This window comes from Conchiformibius steedae, assembly GCF_014054725.1.
GTDB lineage: Bacteria > Pseudomonadota > Gammaproteobacteria > Burkholderiales > Neisseriaceae > Conchiformibius > Conchiformibius steedae.
Map to the genome: position 1 here is coordinate 1,704,553 of NZ_CP059563.1, position 17,598 is coordinate 1,722,150.

Annotated in this window: 11 protein-coding genes; 7 read left to right on the top strand and 4 right to left on the bottom strand. The window is 51.1% G+C overall.

The genetic code is table 11. The annotated features are described in order from the left end of the window. The first annotated feature begins 246 nt into the window (after nucleotides 1-246). Together H3L98_RS08815 and H3L98_RS08820 are read left to right on the top strand one after the other, a co-directional pair. Entirely contained in the window at nucleotides 247-3,777 is a 3,531-nt protein-coding gene (locus H3L98_RS08815) for a motility hub landmark protein FimV (protein WP_156932231.1), read from the top strand. A 176-nt stretch (nucleotides 3,778-3,953) separates the two neighbouring features. After that, nucleotides 3,954-4,418 (top strand): outer membrane lipoprotein, encoded by a 465-nt coding sequence (locus tag H3L98_RS08820; RefSeq protein WP_027021695.1) that lies wholly within the window; start codon nucleotides 3,954-3,956, stop codon nucleotides 4,416-4,418. 63 nt (nucleotides 4,419-4,481) lie between these two features. On the opposite strand, the gene purH is transcribed toward H3L98_RS08820, so the two are convergent. Both purH and H3L98_RS08830 read right to left on the bottom strand, forming a co-directional pair. Next, entirely contained in the window at nucleotides 4,482-6,059 is a 1,578-nt protein-coding gene (gene purH / locus H3L98_RS08825) for a bifunctional phosphoribosylaminoimidazolecarboxamide formyltransferase/IMP cyclohydrolase (RefSeq protein WP_027021696.1), read from the bottom strand. An 83-nt stretch (nucleotides 6,060-6,142) separates the two neighbouring features. Then, a complete protein-coding gene (locus H3L98_RS08830) occupies nucleotides 6,143-6,385 on the bottom strand; it encodes a Fis family transcriptional regulator (RefSeq protein WP_027021697.1) in 243 nt (80 codons plus the stop codon). Nucleotides 6,386-6,703: 318 nt separating this feature from the next. On the opposite strand from H3L98_RS08830, the gene H3L98_RS08835 reads away from it, so the two are divergent. The 5 genes from H3L98_RS08835 (at nucleotide 6,704) to aceK (ending at nucleotide 14,226) form a co-directional block, all read left to right on the top strand. Beyond that, nucleotides 6,704-8,302 (top strand): isocitrate lyase, encoded by a 1,599-nt coding sequence (locus tag H3L98_RS08835; RefSeq protein ID WP_027021698.1) that lies wholly within the window; start codon nucleotides 6,704-6,706, stop codon nucleotides 8,300-8,302. Nucleotides 8,303-8,422: 120 nt separating this feature from the next. Continuing rightward, nucleotides 8,423-10,597 carry a malate synthase G gene (locus H3L98_RS08840; protein ID WP_027021699.1) on the top strand — a complete coding sequence of 725 codons (2,175 nt, stop codon included), beginning with the start codon at nucleotides 8,423-8,425 and terminating at the stop codon, nucleotides 10,595-10,597. Between the two features lie 193 nt (nucleotides 10,598-10,790). Next, nucleotides 10,791-11,594, top strand: a complete 804-nt coding sequence (locus tag H3L98_RS08845) for an Imm49 family immunity protein (RefSeq protein WP_027021700.1) — start codon at nucleotides 10,791-10,793, stop codon at nucleotides 11,592-11,594. 139 nt (nucleotides 11,595-11,733) lie between these two features. Further along, nucleotides 11,734-12,459: a hypothetical protein gene (locus H3L98_RS08850; RefSeq protein ID WP_051532013.1), complete on the top strand. Its 726-nt coding sequence runs from the start codon at nucleotides 11,734-11,736 to the stop codon at nucleotides 12,457-12,459. A gap of 9 nt (nucleotides 12,460-12,468) precedes the next feature. Beyond that, the gene (gene aceK / locus H3L98_RS08855; RefSeq protein ID WP_027021702.1) at nucleotides 12,469-14,226 is read left to right on the top strand and encodes a bifunctional isocitrate dehydrogenase kinase/phosphatase; all 1,758 of its coding nucleotides are present in this window, start codon (nucleotides 12,469-12,471) and stop codon (nucleotides 14,224-14,226) included. A 50-nt stretch (nucleotides 14,227-14,276) separates the two neighbouring features. Here aceK and H3L98_RS08860 read toward each other — a convergent pair whose 3' ends face one another. Both H3L98_RS08860 and uvrB read right to left on the bottom strand, forming a co-directional pair. Beyond that, entirely contained in the window at nucleotides 14,277-15,308 is a 1,032-nt protein-coding gene (locus H3L98_RS08860; protein WP_027021703.1) for a sulfate ABC transporter substrate-binding protein, read from the bottom strand. A 140-nt stretch (nucleotides 15,309-15,448) separates the two neighbouring features. Further along, nucleotides 15,449-17,464: an excinuclease ABC subunit UvrB gene (uvrB, locus tag H3L98_RS08865; RefSeq protein WP_027021704.1), complete on the bottom strand. Its 2,016-nt coding sequence runs from the start codon at nucleotides 17,462-17,464 to the stop codon at nucleotides 15,449-15,451. Nucleotides 17,465-17,598: the final 134 nt, after the last annotated feature.

The window sequence follows — 17,598 nt, forward strand, 5'->3', positions numbered from 1 at the left end:
CCGCGCCAAACGGGACAAACGTCCGCATATCCGCACATTCGGGCGATTTTTGCCTGCAATTTTACGGTTTTGGCTGCTGCCGCAAGCGGCAGGTGCAGACAAAATACCCTGTGTTGTTTTGTGCTTTTGGGTTAAGCGGTGTTAAACAAAACGCGTTTTTTACTTGGCAGACAAGCCAGTAACCCGCTATCATAACGCCTATTTGCAATCAACCAAGAAACCGGTATCCCGGATGGGAGATAAATTTTGAATACCAATATCAAGATCATTGTTGCTTCCGTATCGTTGGCGGCATCGGTTAGCGCATGGGGGGCAATGGGCGGGCTGAACGTGCGTTCCCATTTGGGCGAGCCTTTTGCCGGCAGCATTACCGTAAGCGGCGATGAGGCCAAAGCTTTGATGGAAGGCGGCAGGCTGAGCGTTTCGGGCGGGGTGCGCGGCAGTGTTTCCAAAAACGGTAACGGTACGGTAACGGTACATCTGCGTTCTGCCACACCGGTACACGAACCGGTATTGTCGTTTACCGTGAGCGCAGGTCAGCAAACGCGCCAATACACGGCATTGCTGGACCCGCCGCGCTACAAACCCGCCAAACCCAAAGCCGAACCCAAGCCCAAACCGGAAAAACCCCGCGCCGAAGCGAAACCTTCTGCCGAAAAAGGGGTAAAAGTACCGATTAACCAAGATTTTATTGAAAAGAAAAAAACCGAAAACGATAGCCAGCCCAAAGCGACACCCAGCGAAAAAACCAAAACCCGCGCACAAGAAAAAGCCGAACGAAAACCCGCCGCCGAGCCGCAACAGCGCAACGCGGAAACGGCAAAAGTGAAAAAACCGAGCAAAGCCGCGGTAACGCCGCGCCGCCACCGTGCATATGCGGGCGAAAAACTGGCAGATATTGCGGCACGTTACCGTCCGCACAATATGAGCCAGCAAACCGCCATGCGTGCTTTGGTGATGGCAAATCCGCGCGCGTTCCGCCACGGCACCACCGTGCGCCGCAGCGTTACCCTGTATATCCCCACTGAAGCACAATGGCATGTGTATGCACAACGGGCAGCGCAGCAGCAACAGTCTGCCGCCGCGCCGCAACACCGTGCCGCACCTGCCCCGCGTCCGATACCTGCGCCTGCCGCGCCCGCACCGCAACCGAATGCAGTTGCGCCGTCTTCGGTGGCACCGGTAACGCCGCCGCAACCGAGTGTGGCACCGCCGCCGCCCCCACCTCCCCCACCGCCGCCGCCTCCCCCGCAGGAAACGGTGCCGCAAGAGGCTTCGCCGCCGCCGCAAACCGCAGCTTCGGTTAATGACGCGCCCAATGCCGTATCGTCTGCCGCCGCTTCCGCACAAACTCCCCCAACAGTGTCGGATGCCGCTTCTGCCACTGCTGCCGTGTCGGACACCGCTTCATCAGACGTATCTGCCGCCGTGGTGCCGCCGCCCGTCCCCACTCCGCCGCCTGTTGCCAACAACGGCGCATCGGAAGTGGTGGAAGAAGAAGGTGAAGAAAGCGACAATACCCTGATGTGGGCGATGGCGGGCGCAGGTGCGCTTGCCGTAGGCGGTTTGGTGGCAGGCGGTTTGCTGCTGATGCGCCGCCGCCGTCAGCAAGGCGGTAATGATGCTTCCGCATACGCCCCTGATGATGATTACATTGATGATGACGATGTCATTATCGATGGTGATGATGACGACCAATGGGATGTGGATAAAGAGCCTTCCAGCACCGCCCAACGCGCCAAAGACGATTTGTCCCGCGCCCGCGCTGCGGTAGAATCACACGGCAGCACCGCAGCAGCCGCTGCTGTGGGCGCGGCAGGTGCTGCCGCCACTGCCGATTATGTTGCCGAAGAAGACGACGGCGTGTTCTTCGGTTCAGACAGCCCCGCCCAAACCGATGCCGCCGCACCTGCTGCCGATGCGGACGACAATTGGGATTGGCTGGAAGGTGCAGGCAAAACCCATGCCGCGCCTGCCGACAGCGGCAACGATTTTGAAGTGGACGACTGGTCTTTGGAAAAAGAAGGCACGTCAGACGGCTTGGGCAGCGATTTTGAAGTAGATGATTGGTCGGTAGAAAAAGAAAACGCTGCCGCTGCCGCCCCGAATCTTGCCAAAGAAAACGAATTTGTCGTCAGCGATGACGAATTCGGCGATTTTGGTGACTTTGGCGATTTCAATTTGGACGACAGCCCCGCGCCTGCCGCACCCGCTGCCACACCCGCACCCGCCGCCGATGACAGCTTGGGCGATTTTGGCGACTTCGGCGATTTCAATTTGGACGATATTCCCGCCGCCCCTGCAGCAGCCGCTGCCGCCCCCGCCATGGACGATTTGGACGCTTTCGCCCAATCCGCACTGGAAGGCTTGGACAGTTTTGAACTGCCCGATGCCGCACAGCCGCAACAACCGCACGTTTCATCCGTATCCGTGCCGAGCCAAAATTCCGGTTTTGCCGATTTGTCTTTTGATTCTTTAGACGATTTGGTACTGGAAGACACCCCTGCTGCGCCCGCGCCTGCCGATGATTTGGATTCGCTTGCCGATGCCGCCTTGCAGGATTTGGACTCGTTTGAGCTGCCCCCGCCCGACAGCGTGGATATGTCCGCCATGCCCGACAACAGCGGTTTGGACGGTTTGTCGTTTGACGATTTCAGCCTGCCCGAAACACCCGCCGCCGCGCCTGCCGCTGCAGACGATTTGGACGCGCTTGCCGCTGCCGCATTGGACGGCTTGGATTTGCCCGGCATGGATGATTTGCCTGCCGCCCCACAACAAGCAGCCGACACTTCCCTGCCCGATTTTGGCGATTTGGACTTCAGCGGTTTGGACAGTTTGGTGGAAGAAAAACCCGCCGCCGCCCCCAGCACCGCTGCTGCCCCCCCAGCAGACGATTTGCCCGATTTCGCCCTGAACGACATCGAAACCGCCGCCATCGGCGCTGCGCCTGCCTTGGACGACTTGGACTTTAGCGGCTTGGATGCTTTCGTTACCGATACCCCCCCCGCACCCAAGCCCGCCGCACCCGCTGCCGAACCTGCCGCAGCCGCCGTCGCCGATATGGATTTTGGCGATTTCAGCGATTTTGACTATGGCGACACCGTGGTAACCACCCCACCCGCCCAAGCCGATTTCGGCGCAGCCGAGCCGTTTGAGCAGCCTGCCGACAAACCCAATAGCGACACCGGTTTGTCTTCCCTGCTGGACGAAAAACTCGCCGCCAAACTCGCCGATTTGAACATGGCAGACGTACTGACCCCCGTCAGCAATGCCACGCCCAAACTGGTGGTGGAAACCCCCGAAACCCATTTGGACAGCGCGGCAGACAATGGCTTGGCAGATTTTGACTTAAGCCTGCCCGACGACAGCGAGCATGAATTGGATGCCGTGGACCGCGTGTTGGCAAATCAAGCCGCCACCGCCATGGGCGACGCCCTGCCCGAAGAAGAATCGTGGTTAAACGATTTGGACAGCCTGCACATCGCCGAAGACGACTTTGCCGCCAACGGTAACGGCAACGGCAGTACCGATTTGACCGAATTGGAAAACTTTGATGCCAATTGGGGGGCAGACGACGAACCTGCATTGTCCAATGTCGGTTTCGTTTCCGAAGCCGTAGGCACAGAAGAACCGCAGGAAGCCAAATTGGAGCTGGCGAAAATGTATGTGGAAATTGAAGACCTGTCCGCCGCACGGGAAACCTTGGGCGAACTGGTTGCCGAATCCAGCGGCGAAGTGAAAGCCGAGGCCGAACGCCTGTTGGCACAACTGGGTTAATTTTCCGTTTTGCCGCGCCCGAAGCCCACAAGGTTTCGGGCGCGTTGTTATTCATATAAGGTGTTAAATATTTGTGCAATAAGGTTAAATACCGCTAAACAGATTGTTGCGCCACCACACTTGCGGTATATTCCGCCATCAAACCAAACCTTGTTTCAAACAAGAAAGGAATCATCATGAAAAAACTGACTTTAAGCGCGGCACTGGCTGCCATGCTTGCCGTATCGGGCTGCGCCAATACCGATGTATATGGTGGCAATGTTTACCGTGGCAATCAAGCCAAAGAAATGCGTAACATCAGCTACGGTACCATCGTATCGGTGCGCCCCGTGCAAATCCAAGCCCCCCATTCGGGTGCGGTCGGGTCGCTTGGCGGCGGGATTATCGGCGGTATTGCCGGCTCATCGGTGGGCGGCGGACGCGGCAGTGCCATTATGGGTACGGTAGGCGCGATTGCCGGCTCGCTGCTGGGCAGCAAATTGGAACAAAAAGCCGCTTTGGTCAATTCTTTGGAAATGGTTATCCGCAAAGACGACGGCAATGAAATCGTGGTGGTACAAAAACAAGAAGCAGGCTTTACCCCCGGACGGCGTGTGCGTATTGTCGGCAATGCTTCCGATGTGAATGTTTCGCCCATGTAAATCCCGCAAAAAAATCCCGCCCAATCATCATGATTCGGCGGGATTTAAGTTCAGCAATCAAAATTAGTGGCGGAAATGGCGCACGCCCGTTACCACCATTGCCATGCCGTGTTCGTCTGCAGCGGCAAACACTTCTTCATCGCGCACCGAACCACCGGGGTGAATCACCGCCTTAATGCCTTGTTCAGCAATCACATCCACACCATCACGGAACGGGAAAAACGCATCGGAAGCCGCGCACGCGCCTTGCAAATCAAAACCGCCATCCTGCGCCTTACGCGCCGCAATGCGCGTAGAATCCACACGGCTCATCTGACCCGCGCCAATGCCGTAAGTCTGTCCACCCTTACCAAACACAATCGCATTGGATTTCACAAACTTGGCAACATTCCACACAAACAGCAAATCCTGCCATTCCTGCTCGGTAGGTTGGCGTTTGGACACCACTTTCACGTCTTCACGCTGTAAACGGTGCAAATCGGGTGATTGCAGCAACAAACCGCCGCCCACACGTTTCAATTCAAAACGGTTCGCCCCCGCCGCCAAAGGAATTTCCAACACACGCACATTTTTCTTATTGGCAATCAGCTCTTTGGCAGCATCGGTAAACTTCGGCGCCATCAGCACTTCCAAAAACTGCCCCGTTACCGCTTCCACCGTATCGGCATCCACTTCGCGGTTAAACGCAATAATGCCGCCAAATGCGCTGGTGGTATCCGTTGCAAACGCCAATTTATACGCATTCAAGGGCGTATCCGCCACCGCCACGCCGCAAGGATTGGCGTGTTTGACAATCACACAAGCAGGCGCATCAAACGACTTAACCGCTTCCCAAGCGGCATCGGCATCGGCAATATTGTTATAAGACAATTCCTTACCTTGCAACTGCGTGTAAGCACTCAAGCTGCCCGCCGCAGGATAAACATCGCGGTAAAACGCCGCGTGCTGGTGCGGATTTTCGCCATAACGCATTTCCTGAACTTTCAACCAGCTTTGGTTAAACTGCGCGGGAAACGTCCCGATTTGCGGCTCGCCGTCCAATTTATCAGGCGAAACACTGGTTAAATAATTGGAAATCATGCCGTCATACTGCGCCGTGTGGCTAAACGCCTTGCACGATAGCGCAAAACGGGTTTTTTCCGACAATTTGCCGTCATTTTCGCTCATTTCGGCGACAATCGGCTCAAAATCGCCGTTATCGGTTACAATGGCAACGTGTTTCCAGTTTTTCGCGGCGGAACGCACCATAGTCGGTCCGCCGATATCAATGTTTTCCACCGCATCTTCCAGCGTACAGCCCGGTTTGGCAATGGTCGCCGCAAACGGATACAGGTTCACACACACCAAATCAATATTGCCGATGCCGTGTTCCGCCATTTTTTCAACGTGTTCACCCACATCGCGCCGCCCCAAAATCCCGCCGTGGATTTTCGGGTGCAGGGTTTTCACACGTCCGTCCAGCATTTCGGGAAATCCCGTATAATCAGCCACTTCAATCACGGGAATATCGTTATCGGCAAGCAGCTTGGCAGTGCCGCCCGTAGAAAGGATTTCCACCCCCAGCTCGTGCAAAGCGCGGGCAAATTCTACCGCCCCCGTTTTGTCGGACAAACTGATTAAAGCGCGTTGGATTTTCGGCATAAAATATTCCTTATCAACATCAACAAATTACAGATAAAACAAAAACCATTCCATTCAACAGATACCACCTATCTACCGATTGCTTATTCTACTAATAAGCCCTGTTCTGCCAGTTTCTTACGCAGCGTATTGCGGTTCAAGCCCAATATCCGTGCTGCCTGCGACTGGTTGCCGCCGCACATGTTCAGCACATAGCCCAATAGCGGACGTTCCACCTGCAACAACACCATCGCATACACATCAGACGGATTTTCCCCTTGCAAATCATGAAAATACTTATCCAAATTTTGCTCAATACATTGGGCGATATCGGGAAGCTGGGACATGGCGCGGCAAAAAAATTCAAACTGCTTATTTTAGCCTGTTTTTATCCAAAACGCAGCCGCATCACGCGCCTACTTTACATAAGGCATTGTTTTGCAAAAAAAGTGTATGGATATGTAAATCACATCACACAATTGGCATAAAAATTCACTTTTATTAAAAAACCAGCATATTTATGGCAAACCACCGCATTATACTTGTCAATCAGACAATAAATTTCGTATAGTTTGCCTACGCCGCATTACACCCGTTTCAACAGGTGTTTTGAATTCGGTTTCACAAGAAAAATCTTCACATTACCTACACTTGGAGCTTCATTTATGAGCAATTACCAGCAAACCGTTCAATCTGCCGCCGCCTTAACCGATGCACAAGGCGCAAGCTGGGCAGCCATCAATCCCGAATACGTTGCCCGTATGCGCCTGCAAAACCGTTTCAAAACGGGTTTGGACATCGCCAAATACACCGCCGCGATTATGCGCCGCGACATGGCGGAATACGATGCCGATTCAGCCAATTACACCCAATCTTTGGGCTGCTGGCACGGTTTTGTCGGACAGCAAAAGCTGATTTCCATCAAAAAACATCAAAAAAGCACCAATAAGCGTTATCTCTACCTGTCTGGTTGGATGGTAGCCGCGCTGCGTTCCGAGTTTGGCCCCCTGCCTGACCAATCCATGCACGAAAAAACTTCTGTGCCTGCGCTGATTGAAGAGCTGTACACTTTCCTGCGCCAAGCCGATGCGCGTGAACTGGATTTGCTGTTTACCGCTTTGGACAACGCCCGCGCCGCAGGCGACAAAGCCAAAGAAGAAGAATTGCTGAACCAAATCAACAATTACGAAACCCATGTTGTGCCGATTATCGCCGATATTGACGCGGGTTTCGGTAATGCCGAAGCCACTTATCTGCTGGCGAAAAAAATGATTGAAGCGGGCGCGTGCTGTATTCAAATTGAAAACCAAGTGTCTGATGAAAAACAATGTGGTCACCAAGACGGCAAAGTAACCGTTCCGCATGTGGACTTTTTGGCGAAAATCAATGCCGTGCGTTACGCATTCTTGGAATTGGGCGTCGATGACGGCGTGATTGTGGCGCGTACCGACTCTTTGGGCGCAGGCTTGACCAAGCAAATCGCATTTTCTGCCGAAGAAGGCGATTTGGGCGACCAATACAACAGCTTCTTGGAAGGTGAAGAAATCACCGACATCAGCCAAATCAAAGCGGGCGATGTGGTGGTGCGTACCAACGGCAAAACCATCAAGCCCACCCGTTTGGCAAGCAATCTGTTCCAATTCCGCAAAGGCACAGGCGTGGAGCGCGTGGTGCTGGACTGCATCACTTCGCTGCAAAACGGCGCGGATTTGCTGTGGATTGAAACCGAAAAACCGCATATCGGTCAGATTAAAGAAATGGTGGACAAAATCCGCGAAACCATTCCCAATGCCAAATTGGTGTACAACAACAGCCCGTCCTTTAACTGGACCTTGAATTTCCGTCAGCAAGTGTTTGATGCGTGGAAAGAAGCAGGCAAAGATGTATCGGCTTACGAGCGCGACAAGCTGATGAGCGCGGATTATGACGACAGCGAATTGGCGAAAGAAGCGGACGAGAAAATCCGTACTTTCCAAAAAGACGCTTCGGCACAAGCAGGTATCTTCCATCACTTGATTACCCTGCCCACTTACCATACTGCTGCGCTGTCTACCGACACTTTGGCAAAAGGCTACTTCGCCGAAGAAGGTATGCTGGCTTATGTGAAAAACGTTCAGCGTCAGGAAATCCGCAACGGCATCGCCTGTGTGAAACACCAAAATATGGCGGGTTCGGACATCGGCGACAACCACAAAGAGTATTTTGCCGGTGAAGCCGCACTGAAAGCGGGCGGTAAAGACAATACGATGAACCAGTTTGCCTGATCAACCGCGGGGTATGCCAAACACAGGCATACCCCGTTTTTTTCAAATTGTTCAATCCCCTATCTTACTTCCCTTCCCTGCAAACAGGGAAGGGAAGCCAGTTTGAAAAAGGAATTTCAAATGACCCAACACTACACCCCCGCCGCAGGTTTGCAAGTAGAAACCCATTTATATGATTTTGTGCAAAATGAATTGCTGGCACAGCATCCGAATGTTAAAGCAGATGAATTTTGGGCGGATTTTGCCGCTTTGCTGAACGAATTTACCCCGCGCAACCGCGCCTTGCTGCAAAAACGCGATGAGATTCAGGCAAAAATTGATGCGTGGCACGCTGAAAACCCGCAATTTGATGCGGAAAAATACCGCGCATTCTTGCGCGAAATTGCTTATCTGCTAGATACGCCCGCGCCCTTCCAAATCGCCACAGAAAATGTGGACCGCGAATTGTCGGAACAGGCTGGTCCGCAACTGGTTGTGCCGATTAACAATGCGCGTTATGCCTTAAACGCCGCCAATGCGCGTTGGGGCAGCCTGTACGATGCGCTGTACGGCACCGATGCCATTCCCCAAGACGGCGAACTCGCCCCCGCCAAAGCCTATAACCCCAAACGCGGCGATGCCGTGATTGCTTTTGCGCGCCGCTTTTTAGATGAAAGCCTGCCTTTGGTTTCAGGCAGCCACAGCGATGTTTTGCGCTATTTTGTGCGCGACGGTGCGCTTCAGGCAGCCTTAAAAAACGGCAGCGAAAGCGGTTTGTGCCAACCGCAAAACTTTGTCGGCTACAACGGCTCAGCAGACGCACCCGATTCTTTACTGTTTTTGCACAACGGCTTGCATATTGATATTTTGATTGATAAAAACAGTCCTATCGGCGCACAAGACCCCGCAGGCGTGAAAGACATTATTTTGGAAGCGGCGTTGTCCACCATTATGGACTGCGAAGATTCCGTAGCGGCGGTGGACGGCGAAGACAAAACGCTGGTTTACCGCAACTGGCTGGGGCTGATGACGGGTACGCTCACCGAAGAAGTGGAAAAAAATGGCAAAACCTTTACCCGCAAACTGAATGCCGACCGCCCCTACACCACGCCCGACGGCTCAGGCAGCTTTACCCTGCCCGGACGCTCGCTGCTGTTTATCCGCAATGTCGGACACCTGATGACCACCCCCGCCGTGTTGGACGCAGAAGGCAATGAAATCCCCGAAGGCATTTTAGACGGCGTGATGACCGCGCTGATTGCCCCGTTTGACTTTGCCCGCAGCGAAAACAAAAACAGTCGCAGCGGTTCCGTGTACATCGTTAAACCCAAAATGCACGGTCCTGAAGAAGTGGCGTTTGCCAACGATTTGTTTGCCGCCATTGAAAAATTAACGCGCCTGCCCGCCAACACCCTGAAAATGGGCATTATGGACGAAGAACGCCGCACTTCGGCAAACTTGGCAGCTTGTATCCGTGCCGCACACGAGCGCGTGGTGTTTATCAATACAGGCTTTTTGGACCGCACAGGCGACGAAATCCACACTTCCATGAAAGCAGGCGCAGTGATCCGCAAAGGCGAAATGAAAGCCAGCAAATGGATTCATGCCTACGAAAACAGCAATGTACAAACAGGCGTGGACTGCGGCTTACCCAACAAAGCCCAAATCGGCAAAGGCATGTGGGCGATGCCCGATTTGATGGCGGAAATGCTGAAACAAAAAATCGGACACCCCAAATCAGGCGCAACCACCGCATGGGTACCTTCGCCCACCGCCGCCACCCTGCACGCCCTGCATTATCATCAAGTTAATGTTTTCCAAGTGCAAAAAGAACTGGCACGGCTGCCTGAAAACGCCCTGCAAGACGATTTGCTGACCATTCCGCTTGCTGCTTCAACCGATTGGTCAGACGAAGAAAAACAGCAGGAATTGGACAACAACTGCCAAGGTATTCTCGGCTATGTGGTGCGCTGGGTGGAACAAGGCGTAGGCTGTTCCAAAGTGCCTGATATTCACAATGTCGGACTGATGGAAGACCGCGCCACCCTGCGCATTTCCAGCCAACACATCGCCAACTGGCTGGCGCATGGTGTGGTGACACCCGAACAAGTACGCGCCACGCTGGAACGCATGGCAGCGGTGGTGGACGCGCAAAACGCAGGCGATGCCGCCTACACGCCGATGGTGGGACGTTTTGACAGTTCGCCCGCCTTTCAGGCAGCCTGCGATTTGGTATTTAAAGGCACGGAACAGCCCAACGGCTACACCGAACCTTTGCTGCACCATTGGCGGCGCGTAGCCAAAGCGCAGGGCTAAAAGCCAACGCAACCCACTTACCCCCTCCCCACTGGTGGGGAGGGATGGGGTGGGGAAAATAAAGGCAGCTTGGGTTAAAAACCCAACTGACTTAACTGAAAATTATTGTAATCGGCGTTAAAAAAGGGGACAGTTTAGACAAAAGCAGCATTTCTTTCATTCCGTTTATCGCACCTGAATTCAAGGAAAAATAATGAAAAAGTTTAATAAACAAAAAGCATTAGAACGTTTAAACCATATAGATGCCCATTTTAATTCAGGTTGGTTAAAAACGAACGATGTTCAATTTTGGGATAAGAAACTGTCCAATATTGAAAACTACAAATGGGGCTTTGTGCGATTACAAGGTTACTGTGTTTTACAAATCATGAGAAATTGGTTTCATTGTCATGATATAGAAGCAGTTAGAAAATATGCTTTTAATCATGTGAAATTGGATTATGTAGCTAATCAGCCTCCTTATAATTATATTGAAGGTATTTATATCACTAATGGTTTGTGGTGTTTGTTATCTAACCATCAAAAACTCATTGAGTGGTACTTAAATCTGGATAGATATTTCGGAGAAACTGCTAACAGTCCTAAATCAGTTGATTTTTGCAAAAGAAATTTTTTTCTTGCTTTGCGTGGCGATTGGGATTTATTAAAGCAAAGATGTGAAATGATTTTTAATACAGAGATTAAAAATTCTGTTATGAAAACCTTTTTGCCAGACTATGAATTTTATTTTGCTTTAGCTGATGGCGATACGGAAAAAATGCAAATAGCATTGTATGCGTTATTAGATGCTAGAAAATTTAACGGTAGGCGTAATTGGGAAAGTGGATACACCTTGGATTTAATTTATACTTTTGTGGTTTTATATACCAAATTGGCGTGGTATCACGGTTATCAAATCTATATTGATAGTGAATACATTCCAATGGAATGGATGGATATGACCCCTTTGGCATCATATCATAATGAATTTAATTTTATGAAGAATTATAATATATAATATAGAAAGCAAACATAGCAAGTAGCTTTGGTTGAAGCGTAGTATAAACCCAACTCACTTAATTTAATCAACAAACGCTGGGTTACTGCTACGCCTAACCCAGCCTGCCACGAATCCATTTAAATTTAAGGATAAAACCATGCTTCCCGAAACCACCAACATTACCGTATTAAATGAACATTTAAGACCTTTTCCTGAAGCAGAAGCTGTTTTTTGCCCCGAACAGGCTTGGTTATCCAAACACTTTATTCCTTTATTATCCATTGATTTGGCAGTATTCAATCCCGAATGGGCAGGCACAGTCGTGCATATGCTCAATCCGATTGAACCCTATGACTGCGTTATTGGCGATACAACAACGGAATACCATAATGAATTTACCTGCCCCAATTGGCTGGCATTTCGTTTAAACGATGACAACCGCTATGTTTTTTTAGGTCAGGAAGGCTATTTCCAGAATACACCGTTTCATAAAGTCAATACCTATTTACTGCAAAAGGAAGCGGAAATGCGGGAAAGCTACCAGCACGCCAAACAATTTTTTCAAGAACACGATCAATTACCTAACAATAATGCGTTTTTAGATGTTTTGGGTGGTGACTTCACAGATGACAACTGGTCAAGCGGCAGCCATATACCACCCTCTGCTTTTACCATTCCCTCCGAACCAGCTTTCTCACCACCGCACCCTGATTTTGAGGACTGGCTGATATATGATTTTTCAAACATAAGCTACCAAGGTAACCCCATGATTCATATTGCTGAAGTAGCAGGCTATAATTGGTGCTCAGACGGTGCAGATGCGATTATTTTGATGTATGAACCTGAAAGCAGAACTGTATTGTTTACCTTTAACTGGACTTGATTTGTTATCATGAACACCCCGCATCAAACCGCCGCCGCCATTCTCGCTGGCTTTAACAAACACTACACCCTGTTCCGCGCCAAATCCGCCGCCGCCAAAGCCCTGTTTGATGCGGGCGACTGGCACGGTATTCAGCAGCTTGGCACCGACCGCATTGAAATGTACGACAGCCGCGTAAACGAAACCGTTGCGCTGCTGCGCCAAAACCACCAGTCCGCCGCCGACAACTTGTGGGCGCAAGCCAAACGCGAATACATTGCCCTGCTGGTCAATCACCCTCAACCCGAACTGGCGGAAACCTTTTTTAATTCCGTATCCACCAAATTGCTGGACAAACGTTATTACAATAACGAACACCTGTTTCTCAAACCCGCCACCAGCACCGAATACATCGACAGCGACGAACCCACTTTCGTATCGTTCTATCCCAAAGAAGAAGGGCTGGCAGGCTGCCTGAAAAACCTGCTCTGCCATTTTAACTGGCAAACCCCGTTTGCCTGCATCAAACGCGACATTACCAATATCCTGCACGCCGCCCGCGACCACCTGCGCCGCCATCAAGAATGGCCGCCGCAAGAACTCAACCTGCATATTCAGGTGTTACACTCGCCGCTGTACCGCAACAAATCCGCCTATATTTTCGGCTGTATTATCAACGGCAACCATTCCCACCCCTTTGCCCTGCCCGTGGTGCACAACAGCCGTGGCAAGCTGGTGGTGGATGCCGCCCTGTTTGAACCGCAACAAATTTCCGTGCTGTTTTCCTTTGCCCGCAGCTATTTTCTTGCCGATATGCCCGTTCCCAGCAGCTATGTGCGCTTTTTACGCAAAATGCTGCCGATGCGTAACAACGGCGATTTTTACACCCTTTTGGGCTTGCACAAACAGGGTAAAAACATCTTTTGGCGCGAATTTTTGCAACACCTGCGCCATTCAGACGACAAATTTATCCTTGCCCCCGGTATTAAAGGGCTGGTGATGACCGTGTTTACCCTGCCCTCGTTTCCCTATGTTTTTAAAGTAATTAAAGACGTTTTTGGTGCAAATAAAGATTTTGACCGCGAATACGTCCGCCAAAAATACCTGCTGGTAAAAAAACACGACCGTGTTGGGCGCATGGCGGATACGATGGAATTTTCCAATGTTGCCCTGCCCAAATCGCGTTGCAGCGAAGCCTTTTTGCAGGAAATGCGCCAGCTTGCCCCCAGCCAAATGGAAGAATCGGAAGATTGGGTCGTGATTAAGCACGTTTATATTGAATACCGCCTGAAACCCTTGAATTTATTTATGCAATCCGCCGAACCCGAAGCCAAAGCCGCCGCCGTGATTGATTACGGTTTTGCCCTGAAAGAGCTGGCTTCCGCCAATATTTTCCCTGGCGATATGCTGTATAAAAACTTTGGTATGACCCGTTTCGGGCGTGTGATTTTTTACGATTACGATGAAATTGAATACATGACCGATTGCAACTTCCGCCGCATTCCGCCTGCACCCAATCCCGAAATGGAAATGTCGGGCGAAGTGTGGTATCCCGTGCATAAAGGCGATGTTTTCCCTGAAGAATTTGCGCCGTTTTTGCTGGGCGAACCCGATGTGCGTCAAGTATTTATGCAGCATCACGCCGATTTGCTCACGCCCGAATTTTGGCAAAATAAAAAAGAACGCCTGCAACGCGGCGAATTGGACGATTTTTATCCCTATCCGCAATCGGTGCGCTTTAAGCCTGCGGAAGTGGCAGAAGGCTTGGTCGATAATACAGACGTTTAAAAAAACAACAGGCTGCATCAAAATGCAGCCTGTATGATTTTAAACTTGGCTTAACGTTTGCTGATTTGGTCAAACACACCGCCATCGGCAAAATAGGTTTTCATGATTTCATCCCACGAACCGAATACATCGTTGGCACGGAATGTTTCCACTTTCGGAAAACGGTCGGCAAATTTTGCTAACACTTCGGGCTTGGCAGGACGCAGATAATTTTCTGCCGCCAATGCTTGTGCTTCGTCTGACCACAAATACGCCAAATAGGCTTTGGCGGCTTCGCCAGTGCCTTTTTTCTGGCTAACGCTTTGCACCACCGCCACAGGACTTTCTGCTGCCACCGAATATTTGGGATAAACAATCTCAAAACCGTCTTCACCAAACTGCTTGGCGGTTAAATTGGCTTCATTTTCAAAGGTAATCAACACATCGCCAATTTTGCGCTGCACAAATGTGGTGGTTGCGCCGCGCCCGCCTGCTTCCATTACCGCAGCATTGGCAAACAGTTTGCGGACAAAATCTTTCGCTGCATCATGCTGATTGCCCGATTGTTTTAATGCGTGTCCGTAAGCCGCCAAAAACGTATAACGCCCGTTACCTGCCGTTTTCGGGTTGGCCAACACCAGCGACACCCCGTTTTTCGCCAAATCGTCCCAATCGCGGATGTTTTTCGGATTGCCCTTGCGTACCAAAAATACAGTTGTACTGCCAAAAGGCACAGCCTGATTGGGAAACGCCTGCTGCCAATCAGCAGCCACCAAGCCTTTGTTTTGCAATAATTCAATATCAGAACTTTGGTTCATGGTTACTACATCGGCCTGCAAACCATTGGCAACCGATAAAGCCTGTTTGCTGGAACCGCCGTGCGACTGCTGAACGTCTATCGCGCCATGTTTTTGTTGATAATGTTTCACAAACAACGGATTGTATTGCTTATAAAAATCACGCATCACATCATACGACACATTCAGCAATTGCACTTGTGCGCCATCTTTGCCCGAAGCAGCCTGATTGCCGCCCTGTCCGCCATCGCCGCACGCTACCAACCATACCACCGCTGCCGCTGCCCAAAAAGATTTTTTCCACATGCTTACTTCCTTTGTACACAGTAAAATACGCCGCCCATCTTAACGGGACAGCGCATTTTTGGGAAAGAACATCGGGCTTATTACTAAAGACATTCAAGTTATAAAACAAATAGGGACACGCCCTAGCCCACGAGTAGAAATTATCCTTTTTCCAATAAAATCCTGTCCCGCAAAGCATGAATTTGGTCGCGCAATACCGCCGCTTCTTCAAACTGCAAATCCCGCGCCGCTTGCTGCATGGCTTTTTCCAAACGCGCCATTTCTTTTAAGGCATCGTCTTCGCTGATTACCTTGCCAGACAACGGGTCTGCACAGTTTTTAGCGGGGGCATCATCGTGATACACGCCGTCAATCAAATCTTTAATTTGCTTGTTGATTTGCTGCGGTGTGATGCCGTGTGCCTGATTAAACGCCTTTTGTTTGTCGCGGCGGCGTTCGGTTTCGTCTATGGCGGATTGCATGGAATCGGTGATTTTATCGGCATACAAAATCGCCACGCCGTTCACATTCCGCGCCGCACGTCCGATGGTTTGAATCAGGCTGCGGTGCGAGCGCAAAAAGCCTTCCTTATCCGCATCCAAAATCGCCACCAGTGACACTTCGGGAATGTCCAAGCCTTCGCGCAGCAGGTTAATCCCCACCAGCACATCAAATACACCCAAACGCAAATCGCGAATAATTTCAACCCGTTCCACCGTATCAATATCGCTGTGCAAATAGCGCACTTTCACGCCCAACTCGCCGTAATATTCGGTAAGCTGTTCCGCCATGCATTTGGTTAAAGTGGTTACCAACACGCGCTCGCCCTTGTCGCTGCGGGCGCGGATTTCCGCCAGTAAATCATCAACCTGTGTGGCAACGGGACGGACAATAATTTGCGGGTCGAGCAAACCTGTGGGGCGCACGACTTGTTCCACCACCTGACTGGCGTGTTCGGCTTCGTATTGCGCGGGCGTGGCGGAAACAAACACGGTTTGCGGCATAATCCGTTCAAATTCATGGAATTTTAGCGGACGGTTATCACGCGCAGACGGCAGCCTGAAACCGTAATCCACCAAATTTTGTTTACGCGCGGCATCGCCTTTGTACATCGCGCCGATTTGCGGCACGGTAACATGGCTTTCATCAATAAACATCAAGGCGTTACGCGGCAGATAATCCAGCAGCGTGGGCGGCGGTTCGCCTTCCGCCTTGCCCGAAAAGTGGCGTGAGTAGTTTTCAATGCCTTTGCAAAAACCCATTTCATACAGCATTTCCAAATCAAAACGGGTGCGCTGTTCAATGCGCTGCTGCTCTACGGGGCGATTTTCTTGGGTAAAAAAATCAATGCGTTCACGCAATTCGGCTTTAATGGCTTCGCAGGCGCGTAATACGGTATCGCGCGGGGTAACGTAGTGGCTGGACGGAAACACGGTATAACGCCCGATACGCCGAATCGGGCTGCCTGAAAGCGGGTCAAATAAATCCAAACGTTCAATTTCGTCATCAAACAGGCTGATGCGTAAGGCAATATCGGCGTTTTCGGCGGGGTAAATATCGATGCTGTCGCCGCGCACGCGGAAACTGCCGCGTTTAAAATCCATCTCGCCGCGCTCGTACTGCATGGACACGAGAATTTTAACAATGTCTTCCCGCGCCAAGATATCGCCTTCTTTTACCGACAAAATCATTTGCTGGTATTCGCGCGGGTCGCCGATGCCGTAAATGGCGGACACGGTGGCGATAATGACTACGTCGTTGCGCGTCATCAGGTTTTTGGTGGCGGAAAGGCGCATCTGTTCAATGTGTTCGTTGATGGCGGAATCTTTTTCAATAAACAGGTCGCGACTGGGAACGTAGGCTTCGGGCTGGTAATAATCGTAATAGGAAACAAAGTATTCGACGGCGTTGTCGGGGAAAAATCCGCGCATTTCGGCGTAAAGCTGGGCGGCAAGGGTTTTGTTGTGCGCCATAATAATGGCGGGTCGTCCGCTTTGGGCAATCACGTTTGCCATGGTGTAGGTTTTGCCCGAACCGGTTACGCCGAGCAGGGTTTGCGCCGATAAGCCGTCTGCCAAACCTTCCAATAAGGCGGCAATGGCAGTAGGCTGGTCGCCCGCAGGCGGAAAGGGCTGGTGCAGCACAAACGGGGAATCGGGAAAGTGAAGAATCTGCATAAGGGATAATCAGGGCAAAACGGCGATTATAGTCAAACTTCCGCTTCTTTGCCCTGTGTGAAAATATGTTAAAATTGGCTGTTTTTATTTTCGCGCACGCCGCCTGTAATGGACGAACCGCCGTCATCTTGCCC

Excerpts from the sequence above, each read along its gene's own strand:
- H3L98_RS08820 (WP_027021695.1), top strand. The coding sequence starts at position 3,954 with ATGAAAAAACTGACTTTAAGCGCGGCACTGGCTGCCATGCTTGCCGTA.
- purH (WP_027021696.1), bottom strand. The coding sequence starts at position 6,059 with ATGCCGAAAATCCAACGCGCTTTAATCAGTTTGTCCGACAAAACGGGG.
- H3L98_RS08830 (WP_027021697.1), bottom strand. The coding sequence starts at position 6,385 with ATGTCCCAGCTTCCCGATATCGCCCAATGTATTGAGCAAAATTTGGAT.
- H3L98_RS08835 (WP_027021698.1), top strand. The coding sequence starts at position 6,704 with ATGAGCAATTACCAGCAAACCGTTCAATCTGCCGCCGCCTTAACCGAT.
- H3L98_RS08840 (WP_027021699.1), top strand. The coding sequence starts at position 8,423 with ATGACCCAACACTACACCCCCGCCGCAGGTTTGCAAGTAGAAACCCAT.
- H3L98_RS08845 (WP_027021700.1), top strand. The coding sequence starts at position 10,791 with ATGAAAAAGTTTAATAAACAAAAAGCATTAGAACGTTTAAACCATATA.
- H3L98_RS08850 (WP_051532013.1), top strand. The coding sequence starts at position 11,734 with ATGCTTCCCGAAACCACCAACATTACCGTATTAAATGAACATTTAAGA.
- aceK (WP_027021702.1), top strand. The coding sequence starts at position 12,469 with ATGAACACCCCGCATCAAACCGCCGCCGCCATTCTCGCTGGCTTTAAC.
- H3L98_RS08860 (WP_027021703.1), bottom strand. The coding sequence starts at position 15,308 with ATGTGGAAAAAATCTTTTTGGGCAGCGGCAGCGGTGGTATGGTTGGTA.
- uvrB (WP_027021704.1), bottom strand. The coding sequence starts at position 17,464 with ATGCAGATTCTTCACTTTCCCGATTCCCCGTTTGTGCTGCACCAGCCC.